Here is a 15,923-nt window from a genome sequence, read left to right on the forward strand (position 1 = left end):
CTAAGTTGATCCTGACCATTGGCGTTCAACCGGTTACTCAGCGGGAATGGACCGGTTGGGCCGGTACGGGGACACGGGGACACGCAGGAGGGACACGGCTGTGACCGAGCCACACGACGGTGATCCGCCCCCGGGGCTCGACCTGACCACACCCGAGTGGGGGATGTGGCAGGCGTTCCGCAACGGCAGCACCCTCGATCTGCGGACCCCGCACCCCCAGCGCAACGATCCGGCCGGTCCGCACGCCTGGGGTCCGGAGCGCAGCGTCCGGGCCCGGGTGGTGGCGCTGCTGCTGCTCGACGGGCCGGTGGCGCAGCCCGGCCGGGTGGCCGCGCTGAAGCTCAACGGGGTGCACATCACCGGCACCCTCGACCTGGCCGGCGGCACCATCGAGCCGTACGTGGAGATGCGGAACTGCCGGTTCGAGCAGGAGCTGCTGCTGCCGGAGAGCCGGTTCACCACGTTGCGGCTGGTGGGCTGCGCCGTGCCGCGGATCGAGGCGGCGCGGCTGCAGACCGAGGGCGACCTGCATCTGCCGCGCTGCGTGGTGGAGCACGGGATCCGGCTCACCGACGCCCAGATAGGCACCGACCTGCTGCTCAACCAGCTGGTGGTGCGGCGTGACCGGCGCGGCCGGTCGATCACCGCGGACGGGCTGACGGTCGGCCAGGACCTGCAGGCCGAGATGATCGAGTCGTACGGCGAGCTGAGCCTGCGCGGCGCGAAGGTCGGCGTGTCGCTGAGCCTGCGCGGCAGCCAGCTGCGCAACCCCTACGGGCGGCGGGCGCTCAACGCGCCGCAGCTCACCGTGGAGCGCACCCTGTACCTGACCGGCGCCGGGATCAGCAGCTCGCCGTTCTCCAGCGGCGCGACCCCGCCGTACGGCATAGCCAGCACACCGACCCGGGGCACCCGGATCCAGCGGTTCGAGTGCGAGGGCGGGGTGCGGCTGGACGACGGCCGGTTCGGCGACGCCGTCGACTTCGACCAGGCGCGGTTCGTCATGGAGAACGACCAGGAGCTGTCCATGCGCCGGCTCCAGACGCCCGAGCTGCGGTTCCTCGGTGAGCGGCCGCAGCGGGGGCGGGTGATCCTGTCCGGCGCCCGGGTGGTGAACCTGGTGGACAAGTCGGTGAGCTGGCCGGGGCCGGGCCAGCTGGCCATGGCCGGTTTCTTCTACGAACACCTCATCCCGCGCGGGCACTTCCCGCTGTCCCGGCGGCTGGAATGGGTCGCGGCGGCCACCCCGGAGTACTCGCCCGACCCGTACGAGGTGCTGGCCACCGCGCTGCGCACCAGCGGTGAGGACGCGGACGCCCGGGAGGTGTTACTCGCCAAGCAGCGGCGGCGGCGGGAGACCCTGCCGCTGGCGGGCAAGCTGTGGGGCTACCTCCAGGACTGGACGGTGTCGTACGGCTACCGGCCGGGCCGCGCCATGGTGTGGATGGCGGTGCTGTGGGCGATCGGCACGGTGTTCTTCCTCCGGCGCCCGCCGGAGGCGCTGAAGCCGGGCGAGTCGCCGCACTGGAACGCCTACCTCTACACCCTCGACCTGCTGCTGCCGGTGATCGATCTGGGCCAGGACGCCTACTGGAGACCGGGCGGCGTGTCGCAGTGGGCGGCGGCGCTGCTGATCCTGCTGGGCTGGATCCTCGCGACCTCGGTCGCGGCGGGCGCCTCCCGCCTGCTGCGGCGCCAGTAGCGGCGGGCGGCCAGCGCCGCGGGGAGCCGCGGGGAGCCGCGGGGAGCCGCCGGTACGGGCCCGGCGCGGGCGCCCCCGGCCCGGGCCCGCGGCACGGAGGCGGGCACCGGGTGGGACGTCGGCCCTTACACGGCGGCGGTCGGCCATTAGGCTTACCCGTCGTGACCGACCCCAGCCTTCCGCTCTTTCCGCTGAACACGGTGCTGTTCCCCGGGCTGGTGCTGCCCGTGAACGTCTTCGAGGAGCGGTACCGCGCCCTGATGCGTGATCTGCGGGCGCTGCCCGAGGACGCCCCGCGCCGCTTCGGCGTGATCGCCATCCGCGACGGCCGCGAGGTGGCCCCGACCGCCCCCGGCATGCCGGACCCCACCGCGCTCCCCGAACGGGGCCCGGCCGCGGGCTTCGGCGCCGACCCGATGCAGGCCTTCCACACGGTGGGCTGCGTGGCGGAGGCGGCGACCATCCGGGAGCGCGAGAACGGCACCTTCGAGGTGCTGGCCACCGGCACCACCCGCTTCCGCCTGTTGTCGGTGGACGCCTCGGGCCCGTATCTGACCGGTACGACCGAGGAGCTGCCGGAGGAGCAGGGCGACGAGGCCGGGGCGCTGGCCTCGGGTGTCGTCCGGGCCTTCCGGGCGTACCAGAAGCGGCTCGCCGGGGCCCGGGAACGGACCCTCGCCACCGAGCAGGAGCTGCCCGGCGACCCGTCGGTGCTGTCCTATCTGGTGGCGGCGGCCGCGGTGCTGGACAACTCGGTCAAGCAGCGGCTGCTCCAGGCGCCCGACACCGCCTCCCGGCTCGCCGACGAGCTGCGGCTGCTGCGCTCGGAGACGGCGCTGATCGCCAAGCTCCCGTCGCTGCCCCTGGTGGAGCCGGTGCAGCGGCCGACCTCCCCCAACTGACCCCGCCGCGGCGCACACCGGTCCGGCAGCGCCTCGGGCGGTCCGGCCCGTCCGCCGCGACCCCGCCCGCCGGCCGGGCCGCCGCGCGGGACCTTCCCCAACCGACAGGAGACGGCGAGGCCGTGGCCAGGAAGTCCAAGAAGCAGTCCTCCGGAGGCACCCCGGCGACCGTCGCGCTCGCCGCGGCCGGCACCGCGTTCACCCTGCACTCCTACGACCACGACCCGGCGGTGCCGTCCTACGGCGCGGAAGCGGCGGAGGCGCTGGGCGTCGACCCCGGCCGGGTCTTCAAGACCCTGGTCGCCGCCGTCGACGAGGAACTGACCGTCGCGGTGGTGCCGGTGTCGGCGACGCTGGACCTGAAGGCGCTGGCGGCGGCGGTGGGCGGCAAGCGGGCGGCGATGGCCGATCCGGCCGCCGCGGAGCGCACCACCGGCTACGTACGGGGCGGGATCTCCCCGCTGGGCCAGCGCAAGCGGCTGCGCACGGCGGTGGACGCCTCGGCCCTGGACCATCCGGCGATCTGCGTCTCCGCGGGCCGCCGGGGCCTGGAGGTCGAGCTCTCCCCCGCCGACCTGGTCGCCCTCACCGGTGCGGTCACCGCCCCGATCGCACGGTTCTGAGACCGTCCGGCCCGCCGGGGCGCCGGGGCCCTCCTGAGCGGGCCCGCCCGGCGGCCGGGGCTCAGTGCGCCCGGGGGGCGTCCGGCTGCGTGGCGTGCGGCTCGGGCTCGGGGTCCCGCGGCCCGAACAGCCCGGTCAGCGCGAGGTGGACCGCCATCGCGGCCACCGACCAGGCGAGCAGCGCCCCCTTGGCTCCCAGCTCCAGCGGCTTGTCGAAGGCGACGCCGGGGCCCACCGCCCTGGCGTGCTTGCGGATGTCGGTCTCGGGGCCGAGGAAGACGCCGAGCCGCCAGGCGATGACCGAGGCGAGCACTCCGCCCACCGCCAGGCCGAGGACCAGCGGGATCCCGCCGTTCCTGCGGAAGAGGAAGACCGCGACCGCCGACAGCGCGCCCAGGCCCAGACCCAGCAGGATGAACAGGCCGTCGGCGCCGATGGCGTCCTCCGACTCCGAGTTCTTGACGTAGATCAGCCGACCGTCTGAGATCGCGGCGACGCGGGGCGCCAGCCACAGCCACAGCAGTCCCATGACCACTCCGAGGACCGCGACCGCCAGGGCGACCAGCACCGCTTCGACCACCTCCGCGGTGGAGACCGGGCGGTCCTTACCGGTGTCGGGCCCGGGCAGCGGGTAGGCGGTGGCGCCCGACGGCTGCGGTCCGGGCGTGGGCTGGTCGTGCGGCGTCAACGGTGCGGTCACTCCGTCATCGTGCCAGGTTGCGGGCGGCGGTCGGTCGGCAGGAGGGCCCGGAGTGCGTCAGCGCACCGCGGCCCGGCGGTAGGCCCAGGTCGCGGCGGCCAGCGAGATCACCCCGACCCCCGCGCACACCCCCAGGTCGGCGAGGACGGCGAGCCAGTCGGGCCGGGTGTCGAAGGACCGGGCCAGTGCCTCCACACCGTACGTGGAGGGCAGCAGATCACGCGCGTACGACACCACCGCGGGCATCCGCTCGGCGGGCAGCACGCCCAGCAGCAGCGCCGCCGACATGCCCAGCTGGCCGCAGAGGGTGGCCAGCTCCTGCCGGGGGGCGAGCAGCCCGAGGGCGGCGCCCAGCCCGGCCAGCGCGGCACCGGACAGCGGCACCACCGCGGCGAGGATCCACAGGTGCCCCATGGGGAGCTGGAAGAGCATGCTGCCGGTCACCGCTGTGACCACGGTGCCCGGCACCGTGAACGAGGCGTAGGCGGCCGCCGCCCCGAGCACCACCGCTGCCGGTGGCACCGGGAGCGTCGCGTAGTGGTCCAGGCCGCCGCTGGCCCGCAGCTGGCCGAAGTACTGCGCCAGCAGGTTGAGGGCGACGAAGGCCACCACCAGCACGCTGGAGCCGGCGACCACGGCGCGCGCCTCGCTGCCGCCGTCCACCACGCCCCGCATCAGGACCATGATCCCGACGGACTGGAAGGTGGCCACGAACAGCAGCGGGATGCGCGCCACCCGGGCCCGGGACAGCTGCGCCCGGTAGACGGCGCCGAGGGCGGGCAGCAGGCGTGCCCGCGCCGCCAGCGGGGCGGGCACGGCGGCGGGCGCGGGCGCCGGCCGGCGGTCTTCGCGGGGCACGGCCTCCAGGGACACGGCAGTCACGTTGCGCGGCTCCTCTTCGGTTCGTTCGCGGTCGGCTCGGCCGGGGTCCCGGCCGGTCGGCGGGGTCCGGTGGTCCGGCGGGTCACGCCCTCACCAGCCCCTCGGTGCCTTCCGCGCGGCCGCCCAGGGCCAGGTAGACGTCCTCCAGGCTGGGCGTGGCGAGGGTGAAGTCGTCGAGGGCGGCGAACGCCGGTCCGCCGGTGACGGCGGCGATGGCGGCGCGGGCCTCCTCGGGGGCGAGGCGGAGCCGCCAGCGCCGGCCCTGGGCGCGGGCGCTGTCGCGGAGCGCGGCGACCTCGGGCACGTGGAGCGGCGCCTCGGTGCGCCACACCAGTTCGACCCGGACCTCGTCGGCGACCAGCGCCTTGAGTCCGGCCGGGGTGTCGCAGGCGATGACCTTGCCGCGCTCCAGGACGGCGACCCGGTCCAGCACCGTCTCCGCCTCGATGACGTTGTGGGTGACCAGCAGCACGGTGGTGCCGTACTCGGCGCGGCGCCGGTCCACCGCGGCCCACACCGCGCGCCGGGCCACCGGGTCCATGCCGGTGGTGGGCTCGTCCAGGACCAGCAGCGGGCGTTCGCCGACGAGCGCCGCCGCCACGCAGGCCAGTCGCCGCTGACCGCCGGAGAGCCGCTTCAGCGGGCGGCCGGCGAGTTCGGTGAGCCCGAGTTCCGCCAGCACCGCGTCCCGTTCGGCGCGGGCGGCGCGGACGTCCAGGCCGCGCAGCCGGCCGGTGGTCTCGGCGGCCAGCGCGACGGTCAGCTCGTCCAGGGCGGTGGATTCCTGTCCGAGGTAGCCGACCAGCCGGGCGGCGCGCTCGGGGTGGCGCACCAGGTCGTGGCCGAGTACCTCGACGCTGCCCTCGTCCGGGCGGAGCAGGCCGGTCAGCTGCCGGACCAGGGTGGTCTTCCCGGCGCCGTTGGGCCCGAGGAGTCCGAAGACCTCACCGCCCGCGACGGTGAGGTCGATGCCGTCGCTGGCCCGTACGGCGGGCGCGGGGGGCACCCCGCGGCGAGGGCGCGCGGCCGGATAGGTCTTGACCAGGCCGCGCACGGTGCACACCGAATCGCCGCCTGCCGCCTGTTTCGCGCCCGTCCTCACGAGCTATGAGGGTACGCGCCCGGGCGGCGGGTCTCCGCTCCGGGGCAGGCGGTCGGCCGATCGCCGCCCGCCGGCCGGTGCCTGGTGCCCGGTCCGCCGGGCGGCCGGGCCGGGCCGCCGGATGAGGCGCGACCTGGGCTGATCCGGCGCGCGGGGCGGCCGGTCAGTCCTTGGCCGGGGCGGGCGCGGCGGGCGTGCGACTGTCGATCTCGCGCCAGAATCCCGCCCGGATCGCGTACCGGTCGTGCTCGTCGATCTGGTCGTCCTTGTGGGCGAGCAGCCCGAACCGGGCCGCGTACCGCAGCAGCTCGCCGTCGATGCGGTGCGGGATGCGGGGGTACTCGGCGGACAGCTGCTGCAGATGCTGCCGGTCGGAGCGTTCGGTCCAGCGGCGGGCGAACACCTGACCGACCTCGAACGGGTCGCCGCTGACCGTGGTGATGTCCTCCTCGCGGTCCGCCCAGCGCTGCTCCGCGGTGGTGAGCTGGGCCAGCATGGGCAGGCCGGAGGTCTCCGGCGGTTCGGTGACGGTGGTGCCGCGGTCCACCCAGCCCCGGTCGGAGGACCAGCGGAGGGTGGCGCTCGCGGCCGGCGGCCGGCAGTCCGCCGGGGCGCCGGGCCGGCCGAGGTCGGCGAGGTCCTTGGGGGTGGGCACGCCCTTGCCCGGCGCGGCGGCCGGTTCGGCGGGGCCGTGCGGGGCGGCGGCCGGGCGGGTGGCCGGGTCGCCGGACGCGGCGGCGGGCCGGGTGCCGTTGCGCGCGGGGGTGCGGTCGCCGGAGGAGCCGGCGGATCCCCCCGCGGCCGTCTCGGGCAGCGGGGCGGCGAGGATCGCGGCGATCTCGGGGCGGGTGATGGGCGCGGGCGCGCCGCCGGGCGCGGTGTGGTCCCTGACCCGGACCGCGCGGGTGATCCAGGCGCGGTCCAGGACGCGGCGCTCGTCGGCCTCGGCCACCAGGTCCTCGGACTGGTTGAAGTCGCCGTCGGCGGCCTGGACGGCCCACAGGTGGATGGCGACGCCGTGTTCCTTGGCGTCCATCAGCCCGGGGAGCAGGTCCCCGTCGCCGGTGACCAGGACGACGTCGGAGCAGGCCCGGTTGCGGGCGAGTCCGGTGAGTTCGGCGTGCATGGCGGCGTCCACGCCCTTCTGCGCCCAGCGGCCGTCGCTGCGGGTCAGGGCGCCCAGCCGGACGGTGACCCGGGGCATGACGCGCAGCCGGCGGTGTTCCGGCTGGGGCACCCGGTCCGGGGCGCCGTCGAACCAGTAGATCCGCAGCAGCGGCCGTTCGGTCTCCAGCTCCGCACGCTCGCGCAGACCCTGGATGAGGGTCGCGTGGTCGACGGTGATTCTCGGCCGGGCCGGCTCTCCGGCGAGCAGACTCGCGGCGGCGCCCAGCAGATAACCGGCGTCCACCAGGACGACGCAGCGGTCCACGTTCCACCTCTTCCCTGACGTACGGACATGCGGCCGCCCCCCGGGGCACGGGGCCCGTTCCCTCGTCCTCGCTACGGACACGCCCGGCCGCGCGGGGGCTACCAGTCCGAACTGGATCAACGGCGTGGCGGATACGGCTTACCCCTCACAAGCCCTTCTCACTCACGGTAATTGCCCGAAATGCACCGTACGTTCAAGCGTGTCACTGTGTCTCCGGGGGAAACCGACCCCGTCTGGAGGCAGAACAGTCATGGCCAAGAACAAGAATCGCGAGCGCGCCAAGCCCCGGTCCCGCAGCTCCTCGGAGCGCGGCGAGGAGCAGGGGCGCTCGGCGGAGGACCGGGCCGAGCAGATGCGGTCGCAGATGGGTTCGCCGGACGTGCCTCACAAGGGTCGGCAGAAGCGCTTCGGCCACAACTGACCGCGCTCCCCGAGTACGACGGCGGGGGCGCGCCCACCCGGACTCCCGGATGGGCGCGCCCCCGCGCCGTGTGCTCCGCGGACCGCCCCGGCGGCCTCAGCCGGCCAGGCAGGACGGGCCGAGCAGCACCTTGAGATCACCGAAGAGGGCGGGGTCGGGGGTGACCCGGTGCCGGTCCAGCCGCAGCACCGTGGTCTTCCGCGCCCCCTGCAGCCTGATCCGCACCTCGGTGGAGCCCCGGTGGTGGGTGAGCACCTCGCCGAGCTTCTCCACCAGCGGCGGGGTGACCTTCACCGTCGGGATGGTGATGGTGACCGGGGCGTTGGCCGACGCCTCGGACAGGTCCGGGACCATCAGCTCCATGGCGACCAGCCGGGGCACGTCCTCCCGCTTGTCCAGCCGCCCCTTGACGAAGACCACCGCGTCCTCCAGCAGCTGGGTGGAGACCAGCTGGTAGGTGGCGGGGAAGAACATGCAGTCGATGGAGCCGGCCAGGTCCTCGACGGTGGCGATCGCCCAGGCGTTGCCCTGCTTGGTCATCTTGCGCTGGAGCCCGGAGATGATCCCGCCGATGGTCACGATCGCGCCGTCGCCGTGCTCACCGCCGGTCAGCTGCGCGATGGCGGCGTCGGTCTTGTCGTTGAGCACGTGCTCGATGCCGAACAGCGGGTGGTCCGAGACGTAGAGCCCGAGCATCTCGCGCTCCTGCGCCAGCAGGTACGTCTTGTCCCATTCGACGTCGGAGAACTCCACGTCCAGGCCGAAGCCCGGGCCGTCGGCGGAGCCGGCGTCGTCCCCCATCCCGCCGAAGAGGTCGAACTGTCCCTCGGCCTCCTTGCGCTTGACCGCGACCACGTTGTCGATCATCGGTTCGTAGTGCGCCGTCAGGCCCTTGCGGGTGTGCCCCATCTCGTCGAAGGCGCCCGCCTTGATCAGCGATTCGGTGGTGCGCTTGTTGCAGACCACCGCCTCGACCTTGTCCAGGTAGTCGGGGAAGGAGTTGTACTTCCCCTTCGCCTTCCGGCAGCGGATGATCGAGTCGACCACGTTCGCGCCGACGTTGCGGACCGCGGTGAGGCCGAACAGGATCACGTCGTCGCCCTGGGCGGTGAAGTTCGCCTCGGACTCGTTGACGTTCGGCGGCAGCACCTTGATGCCCATCCGGCGGCACTCGTTGAGGTAGACCGCCGACTTGTCCTTGTCGTCCCGGACCGAGGTGAGCAGCGCCGCCATGTACTCGGCCGGGTAGTTCGCCTTGAGGTAGGCGGTCCAGTAGGTGACCAGGCCGTACGCCGAGGAGTGCGCCTTGTTGAACGCGTATCCGGCGAACGGGACCAGCACGTCCCACACCGCCTGGATGGCCTCGTCGGAGAAGCCCTTCTCCCGCGCGCCCTTCTGGAAGTTGACGAACTCCTTCTCCAGCACCTCGGGCTTCTTCTTGCCCATGGCGCGGCGGAGCAGGTCGGCCTGGCCGAGCGAGTACCCGGCGAGCACCTGGGCGGCCTTCTGCACCTGCTCCTGGTAGACGATCAGGCCGTAGGTGATGTCGAGGACCTCTTCGAGAGGTTCCTTCAGCTCCGGGTGGATCGGCGTGATCTCCTGCTGGCCGTTCTTCCGGAGCGCGTAGTTGATGTGCGAGTTCATGCCCATCGGCCCGGGCCGGTACAGGGCCGAGACGGCGGAGATGTCCTCGAAGTTGTCCGGCTTCATCATGCGCAGCAGGGCGCGCATCGGTCCGCCGTCGAACTGGAACACGCCGAGGGTGTCACCGCGGCACAGCAGCTCGTAGGTCTTGGGGTCGTCCAGCGGCAGCTCCAGCAGCTGCAGGTCGACGCCCTTGTTGGCCTTCACCATCTTGACGGCGTCGTCCATGATGGTGAGGTTCCGCAGGCCGAGGAAGTCCATCTTCAGCAGGCCCAGCGACTCACAGGTCGGGTAGTCCCACTGGGTCACGACCTGGCCGTCGTTCTTCGGCGAGAACACCGGCACATGGTCGGTGAGCTTCTCGCTGGACATGATCACACCGGCCGCGTGCACGCCCATCTGCCGGACCAGGCCCTCGATACCGCGGGCGGTGTCGATGACCTTCTTCACGTCCGGCTCGTTCTCGTACATCCCGCGCACCTCGGCCGCCTCGCTGTAGCGGGGGTGCTTCTCGTCGGTGATGCCGGACAGCGGGATGCCCTTGCCCAGGACGTCGGCGGGCATCGCCTTGGTGATCCGGTCGCCCATGGCGTACGGGTAGCCCAGCACCCGGGCGGAGTCCTTGATCGCGTTCTTCGCCTTGATGGTGCCGTAGGTGCCGATCTGGGCGACCTTGTCGGCGCCGTACTTCTCGGTGACGTACCGGATCACCTCACCGCGCCGGCGCTCGTCGAAGTCGATGTCGACATCCGGCATGGAGACGCGCTCGGGGTTGAGGAACCGCTCGAAGATCAGCCCGTGCTCGATCGGGTCGAGGTCGGTGATGCCCATGGCGTAGGAGACGATCGAGCCGGCCGCGGAGCCACGGCCCGGGCCCACCGCGATGCCGTTGTTCTTCGCCCACATGATGAAGTCGGCGACGACGAGGAAGTAGCCCGGGAACCCCATCTGGATGATGACGTCCATCTCGTACTCGACGAGCCGCTGCCGGTCCTCCGGGACCCCGCCCGGATACCGGCGGGCCATGCCCCGCTTGACCTCCTCCTGGAACCAGGTGACCTCGGTGTACCCCTCGGGCACGTCGAACCGGGGCATCAGGTCGCGCTTGTCGAACCAGCCGGTGGTGTCCACCTGCTCGGCGACCAGGATGGTGTTGTCGCAGCCCTGCTGCCAGGCGTCCGAGGAGTCGATGGCGTACATCTCCTCCGTGGACTTCAGGTAGTAGCCGGTGCCGTCGAAGCGGAAGCGGTCGGGGTCGGAGAGGTTCTTGCCGGTCTGCACGCACAGCAGCGCGTCGTGCGCGTCGGCCTCCCGGGCGTAGGTGTAGTGCGAGTCGTTGGTGACCAGCGGCGGGATGTCGAGCTTCTTGCCGATCTCCAGCAGACCGTCGCGGACCCGCTTCTCGATCTCGATCCCGTGGTCCATCAGCTCCAGGAAGTAGCGGCCCTTGCCGAAGATGTCCTGGTAGTCCGAGGCCGCCTTGACCGCCTCGTCGAACTGGCCGAGGCGCAGCCTGGTCTGCACCTCGCCGGAGGGGCAGCCGGTGGAGGCGATCAGCCCCTCCGACCACTGGGAGATCGTCTCCCGGTCCATCCGCGGCCACTTCTGGAGGAAGCCCTCCATGTACGCGTCGGAGGAGAGCCGGAAGAGGTTGTGCAGGCCGGTCTTGTTCGCCGCCCAGATGGTCTTGTGGGTGTAACCGCCCGAACCCGACACGTCGTCGCGCTTCTGGTGCGGCTGGCCCCACTGGACCTTGCGCTTGTACCGGCGCGACTCGGGCGCGACGTACGCCTCGATGCCGATGATCGGCGTCACGCCCGCCCCCGTGGCCTGCTGGAAGAAGTCGTACGCCCCGTGCAGGTTGCCGTGGTCGGTCATGGCGATGTGCGTCATGCCCATGTCGTTGCACGCCTGGAACATGTCCTTCAGCCGCGCGGCACCGTCCAGCAGCGAGTACTGGGTGTGCACGTGCAGGTGCGTGAACGGCTGCTTGGCCACGGCGGGGGACCTCCGGTGGTTCCGCGGCGCGCGGCGCCCCGGCGGGGGCGGCGGGCCGGCGATCGAGGGCGGGCGGGGGGCAGCTTCGAAGAGTACCCCTCCGCACCGACAGTGCCCGGGCACTCGGGAGTAGCCTCAGCCGTTGTCCGCGATGGACACCAGTTGCTCCGCCCACCCTCAGGAGGCATCACGCGATGTCGGATCTGTACGTCCCGGGGAAGGACGTCGACGAACGCGGCGAGGAGATCCTCGCCGTCTTCGGCACCGCCTTCGGCGAGCTGCTCGCCGCCGACCCCGCCGCTTTCCGGGTCAAGTTCCGGAAGATGGCCGCCTCCGCGTTCGCCTTCTACCGCGGCACCGCCTGCCTGTTCTACGCGGACCTGGACCGCGCGGGCGGCACGGACCGCGGCCCCTACCTGGACGAGCGCACCAGCCGGGTGTGGATCCACGGCGATCTGCACGCCGAGAACTTCGGCACCTACATGGACGCCACCGGCCGGCTGGTCTTCAACGTCAACGACTTCGACGAGGCGTACGTCGGCCCCTTCACCTGGGACCTGCAGCGCTTCGCCGCCTCCATCGCGCTGATCGGCTACACCAAGGCGCTCAGCGACGAGAAGATCGGCGAGCTGGTGCGGATCTACGCCGCGGCCTACCGGGAGCGCATCCACGCGCTGGCCGCCGGGGGCGTGGTCTCCGACACCGGAGACCTGCCGCCGTTCACCCTGGACACCGCCGACGGCCCGCTGCTGGCCTCGCTGCGCGCCGCCCGCTCGCTCACCCGCTTCGAGCTGCTCGACTCGATGACCGAGATCCGCGAGTACGAGCGGGTCTTCTCCCCCGGCGGCGGCTCCATCGAGCTGGACGCCGCGACCCGGTACAAGGTGCTGGCCGCCTTCGACGGCTATCTGGAGACCCTTCCCGAGTCCAGCCTGGCCCGCCCCGACTCCTACCGCGTCAAGGACGTGGTCGGCCGGCGCGGCATCGGCATCGGGAGCGCCGGGCTGCCCTCCTACAACATCCTGCTGGAGGGCAACAGCGACGCGCTGGAGAACGACGTGGTGATCTACATGAAGCAGGGGCAGACCCCGGCGGTCTCCCGGCACATCACCGACCCGCGGGTGCGCTCGTACTTCCGGCACGAGGGCCACCGCACGGTGATCTCGCAGCGCGCCCTGCAGGCGCACGCCGATCCATGGCTGGGCTGGACGGAGATCGAGGAGGGCGGGCGCCGGACCGGGCAGCTGGTCGCCGAGATCTCGCCGTACGCGGTGGACCTGGACTGGTCCGACATCGACGACCCGGCCGAGATCGCGGCGGTCGTGGCCGACCTGGGCCGGGCCACCGCCACCATGCACTCCGCCGCCGACGACACCAGCGGTCACTCCCTGGTGCCGTTCTCCACCGAACGCGCGATCGACGCCGTGATCGCCGCGGACGAGGACGGCTTCCCGGAGCTGCTGGTGGACTTCGCGCACTCCTACGGGGCACGGGCGCGGGCCGACCACCAGATCTTCGTGGACCTGTTCCGCAACGGCCGGATCCCGGGCCTGTGAGCGGCATCGGACCCGGCGGGGAGCAGCCGGGACACCAGGGACAGCCCGGGCAGCCGGGACAGCCCGGGCAGCCGGAGCCGCAGGGGTACGGGCCGCCGTCCGCCCCGCAGGGGTGGAGCGGGCCACCGCCGGTGCCCCCGCAGCCCCCGGCCGGGCCGCCGCCCGCGCCGGGCGCCCAGCCGCCGTACCCGGCCCCGCCCGCGGGCGGCCCCTACCCGCCGCAGCCGGCGGACCACCCCGGGGCGCCGCAGCCGGGTCTGCCGCATCCGGCGCCGCGGCCGCCGGATGGCCGCGCCAAGCGGCAGAACATGATCGGATACGTCGCCGCGGCGGTGGCCGTGGCGCTGCTGGCGACCGGTGCGATCGTGGTCTTCAGCGACGGCGACGACGGCGACGGCGGCGGCCAGGGCATCGGAGACGCCGCGCCGACCGCGCCCGGGCTGCCCGGCAGCGGCGACGGCCCGGGCGCCGGCGACACCGGGGGCGGCACCACCGGTGGCTCGACCGGCGGCTCGACCGAGGGCCCGGCCGGCACCGGCGGGAACGACGGGCCGAAGGAGGCCGTCGCGCCCGCCCACACCACCGGCGCCGACGGCCTGGTGATCGCGGTGGGCAAGAAGGACAGCGCGCACACCCTCACCGTCTACGAGGACATGCGCTGCCCGGTCTGCGCGACCTTCGAGCAGCAGGTCGGCGAGACCGTCCTCAAGGACATCGAGGCGGGCAAGTACAAGGCCGAGTTCCGGATGGCGGCCTTCCTGGACGACAGCTTCCAGGGTTCGGGCTCGAAGAACGCGCTGAGCGCCCTGGGCGCCGCCCTGGACGTCGGCCCCGACGCCTTCCTGGCGTACAAGAAGGCCCTGTTCTCGGAGGCGAACCACCCGGCGGAGAGCACCGACTCCTTCGCCTCCGACGACTACCTGCTGAAGGTGGCGCGGGAGGTGCCGGCCCTGAACGGCAATGCCGGTTTCACGAAGGATGTGACGAACGGCACCTATGACGCCTGGGCCGAGGCGGTCGCGGCGGACTTCATGAAGTCCGGCATATCCGGCGTCCCGGCGCTGGAACTGGACGGCAGGAAGGTCACCTCCGACGGCACCAGCCCGCCCCTGACGGCCGACGACTACACCAAGGCGGTGGACAACCTGCTGTAGGCCCGGGCGGCGGGCGGCGCGGTGATGCCGAATCTTGACGCGACGCCTACGCCCGGCCATGGCACACTCTGCGCCGATGGACATCTCAGCGACCCACCTGCGGACGGCACGCGCAGCGCTCTTCACAGCGCTGTGCGTGACGCTGTCGGCGGGGTCGCACGTGCTGCTCTCCGGCACCCCGGTGCCGCTGGCCGTGGTCGCCGCGCTCTCCGTCGGGGTCTTCACCCTGACGTACGCGCTGGCCGGCCGGGAGCGCGGCTACGGCGGCATCGCGGCGCTGCTGGTGCCGCTGGAGCTGGCCGCCGACACGGCCTTCACCACCGGGCAGCACACCTGCTACGGGCCGTCCGGCGGCCCGGTGACCGGCCCGCTGCACTGGGTGGGCATCGACGTCATCTGTTCGGGTGGCGCCCTGGGCGGCCCGCTGACGCACGTCCCGGGCACCACCACGGCCGGTCCCGGTGCCGCCGGGGCCTCGCCGTGGCTGCTGCTCGGCGTGCACGTCATGGTGGGTCTGCTGGCCTCGCTGTGGCTGCGGCGCGGCGAGGCGGCCCTCGCCCGGGTGGTCCGGGCGGTGTCCGCGGCGACCTTCCGGCCGCTGCGCCTGGTCGTCGCCGCGGGTGTCGCCACCGCCCGCCGGCGCCGTCCTTCCGTACGCTCGCCGTACCGGCCGCGTACCCCGCGTACCCTTCCGCTTCTCGTGCACTCGGTGGTGCGGCGCGGTCCGCCGTGCCCGGCCGCGGCCGTCTGACCCCCTCACGGGTGTCCGGCCGCCCCGGCAGGCGTTGAACCCCTCACCGAACGACACACCACGGAGCAGAACACCATGAGCAACCGGAACAGCCACGCCAACAAGCAGGCCGCGCGCGAGCGGCTGCGCGCCGAGCGCGAGCGCCAGGCGAAGAAGGAGAAGATGGCCCGCCAGCTGAAGGTCGGCGGGTCCGTCCTGGTGGTGCTGGCGATCGCCGGCGGCATCGGCTTCGCGGTCAGCAACTCCAGCGGAGGCAGCAAGAACTCCAAGGTGAGCAACAAGGCGTGGAAGGACGACGCGGAGAAGAAGAGCTACGCCAAGCCCGCCAACACCACCGGAGACAAGGGCACCACGGTGCTGCTCGGGGACAAGAAGGCGAAGAACACGCTGACCGTCTACGAGGACATGCGCTGCCCGATCTGCGCCCAGTTCGAGCAGAGCAGCGGCGACACCCTCGCCGAGCACCTCAAGGACGGCAAGTACAAGGTCGACTTCAAGATCGCGGCGTTCCTCGACGAGAACAAGCAGATCAGCGGTTCCGGTTCGAAGAACGCCCTGAGCGCCCTGGGCGCCGCCCTGAACGTGAGCCCGGACGCCTTCCTGGAGTACAAGAAGGCGCTGTTCTCCGCGGAGAACCACCCCGAGGAGACCGACGACGCCTACTCCGACGACGCCAAGCTGCTGAAGATCTCCGACGAGGTGAAGGCGCTCAAGGACAACAAGGAGTTCGAGAAGGCGGTGAAGGACGGCACCTACGACAAGTGGGCGCTGGCCATGGCCGACGAGTTCGAGAACGCGGAGAAGAAGGGCGTCACCGGCACTCCGGCCTTCCTCGTCAACGGCGAGAAGGTGACCCTGAACAGCTTCAGCCCGGAGGCGTTCACCGCGGTGGTGGACGCGAAGCTGAAGAAGTAGCCGGCAGGCGCGCGGTGGGCGGGTGCCGGGCCGGCCGGCCCGGCCCCCCCCCCCCCGGAACCCCCCGGCGGTCCCCGGGGCGGCCGCCGGCCCCGGGGCCCCCCCGCTGACGGGCGGCCGAACACGTGGGTTTAGTCCGCC

At 72.8% G+C, this 15,923-nt stretch carries 13 protein-coding genes; 8 read left to right on the top strand and 5 right to left on the bottom strand.

Translation table 11 applies throughout. The features are described from left to right. The first annotated feature begins 100 nt into the window (after positions 1 to 100). From ACH4B3_RS31410 to ybaK, 3 genes are all read left to right on the top strand, one after another. Positions 101 to 1,702, top strand: a complete 1,602-nt coding sequence (locus ACH4B3_RS31410) for an oxidoreductase (RefSeq protein ID WP_398468664.1) — start codon at positions 101 to 103, stop codon at positions 1,700 to 1,702. Positions 1,703 to 1,863: 161 nt separating this feature from the next. Continuing rightward, on the top strand, positions 1,864 to 2,604 hold the full coding sequence (locus ACH4B3_RS31415) for an LON peptidase substrate-binding domain-containing protein (RefSeq protein ID WP_398468666.1): 741 nt from the start codon (positions 1,864 to 1,866) through the stop codon (positions 2,602 to 2,604). A 122-nt stretch (positions 2,605 to 2,726) separates the two neighbouring features. Further along, complete coding sequence (ybaK, locus tag ACH4B3_RS31420; RefSeq protein WP_398468668.1) at positions 2,727 to 3,227, top strand: Cys-tRNA(Pro) deacylase; 501 nt, start codon at positions 2,727 to 2,729, stop codon at positions 3,225 to 3,227. A 61-nt stretch (positions 3,228 to 3,288) separates the two neighbouring features. Here the strand turns inward: ybaK and ACH4B3_RS31425 are convergent, their stop codons facing one another. The 4 genes from ACH4B3_RS31425 to ACH4B3_RS31440 all read right to left on the bottom strand — a co-directional run bounded on the left by ACH4B3_RS31425 (position 3,289) and on the right by ACH4B3_RS31440 (position 7,343). Next, positions 3,289 to 3,927, bottom strand: coding sequence for an ABC transporter permease (locus ACH4B3_RS31425; protein WP_398468670.1), 639 nt, complete (start codon positions 3,925 to 3,927; stop codon positions 3,289 to 3,291). 57 nt (positions 3,928 to 3,984) lie between these two features. Continuing rightward, complete coding sequence (locus ACH4B3_RS31430) at positions 3,985 to 4,800, bottom strand: ABC transporter permease (RefSeq protein WP_398468691.1); 816 nt, start codon at positions 4,798 to 4,800, stop codon at positions 3,985 to 3,987. 91 nt (positions 4,801 to 4,891) lie between these two features. Beyond that, positions 4,892 to 5,911: an ABC transporter ATP-binding protein gene (locus ACH4B3_RS31435; protein ID WP_398468672.1), complete on the bottom strand. Its 1,020-nt coding sequence runs from the start codon at positions 5,909 to 5,911 to the stop codon at positions 4,892 to 4,894. A gap of 163 nt (positions 5,912 to 6,074) precedes the next feature. Beyond that, positions 6,075 to 7,343 (bottom strand): NYN domain-containing protein, encoded by a 1,269-nt coding sequence (locus ACH4B3_RS31440; RefSeq protein WP_398468674.1) that lies wholly within the window; start codon positions 7,341 to 7,343, stop codon positions 6,075 to 6,077. A 250-nt stretch (positions 7,344 to 7,593) separates the two neighbouring features. Between ACH4B3_RS31440 and ACH4B3_RS31445 the strand changes: the two genes are divergently transcribed. Further along, the gene (locus tag ACH4B3_RS31445) at positions 7,594 to 7,764 is read left to right on the top strand and encodes a hypothetical protein (RefSeq protein WP_398468675.1); all 171 of its coding nucleotides are present in this window, start codon (positions 7,594 to 7,596) and stop codon (positions 7,762 to 7,764) included. Between the two features lie 96 nt (positions 7,765 to 7,860). Here the strand turns inward: ACH4B3_RS31445 and dnaE are convergent, their stop codons facing one another. Further along, positions 7,861 to 11,406, bottom strand: coding sequence for a DNA polymerase III subunit alpha (dnaE, locus tag ACH4B3_RS31450; protein WP_398468677.1), 3,546 nt, complete (start codon positions 11,404 to 11,406; stop codon positions 7,861 to 7,863). Between the two features lie 194 nt (positions 11,407 to 11,600). Here dnaE and ACH4B3_RS31455 point away from each other — a divergent pair, with 194 nt between their 5' ends. The 4 genes from ACH4B3_RS31455 (at position 11,601) to ACH4B3_RS31470 (ending at position 15,782) form a co-directional block, all read left to right on the top strand. Beyond that, positions 11,601 to 12,962, top strand: coding sequence for a DUF2252 domain-containing protein (locus ACH4B3_RS31455; RefSeq protein ID WP_398468679.1), 1,362 nt, complete (start codon positions 11,601 to 11,603; stop codon positions 12,960 to 12,962). A 308-nt stretch (positions 12,963 to 13,270) separates the two neighbouring features. Further along, positions 13,271 to 14,116, top strand: a complete 846-nt coding sequence (locus tag ACH4B3_RS31460) for a thioredoxin domain-containing protein (RefSeq protein ID WP_398468681.1) — start codon at positions 13,271 to 13,273, stop codon at positions 14,114 to 14,116. Between the two features lie 76 nt (positions 14,117 to 14,192). Continuing rightward, entirely contained in the window at positions 14,193 to 14,867 is a 675-nt protein-coding gene (locus ACH4B3_RS31465) for a hypothetical protein (RefSeq protein ID WP_398468683.1), read from the top strand. 75 nt (positions 14,868 to 14,942) lie between these two features. Further along, positions 14,943 to 15,782, top strand: coding sequence for a thioredoxin domain-containing protein (locus tag ACH4B3_RS31470; RefSeq protein ID WP_398468685.1), 840 nt, complete (start codon positions 14,943 to 14,945; stop codon positions 15,780 to 15,782). The last annotated feature ends 141 nt before the right edge of the window (positions 15,783 to 15,923 follow it).

Origin of the sequence: Streptomyces sp. NPDC018031 (genome assembly GCF_044327625.1) — a bacterium.
Lineage (GTDB): Bacteria > Actinomycetota > Actinomycetes > Streptomycetales > Streptomycetaceae > Streptomyces.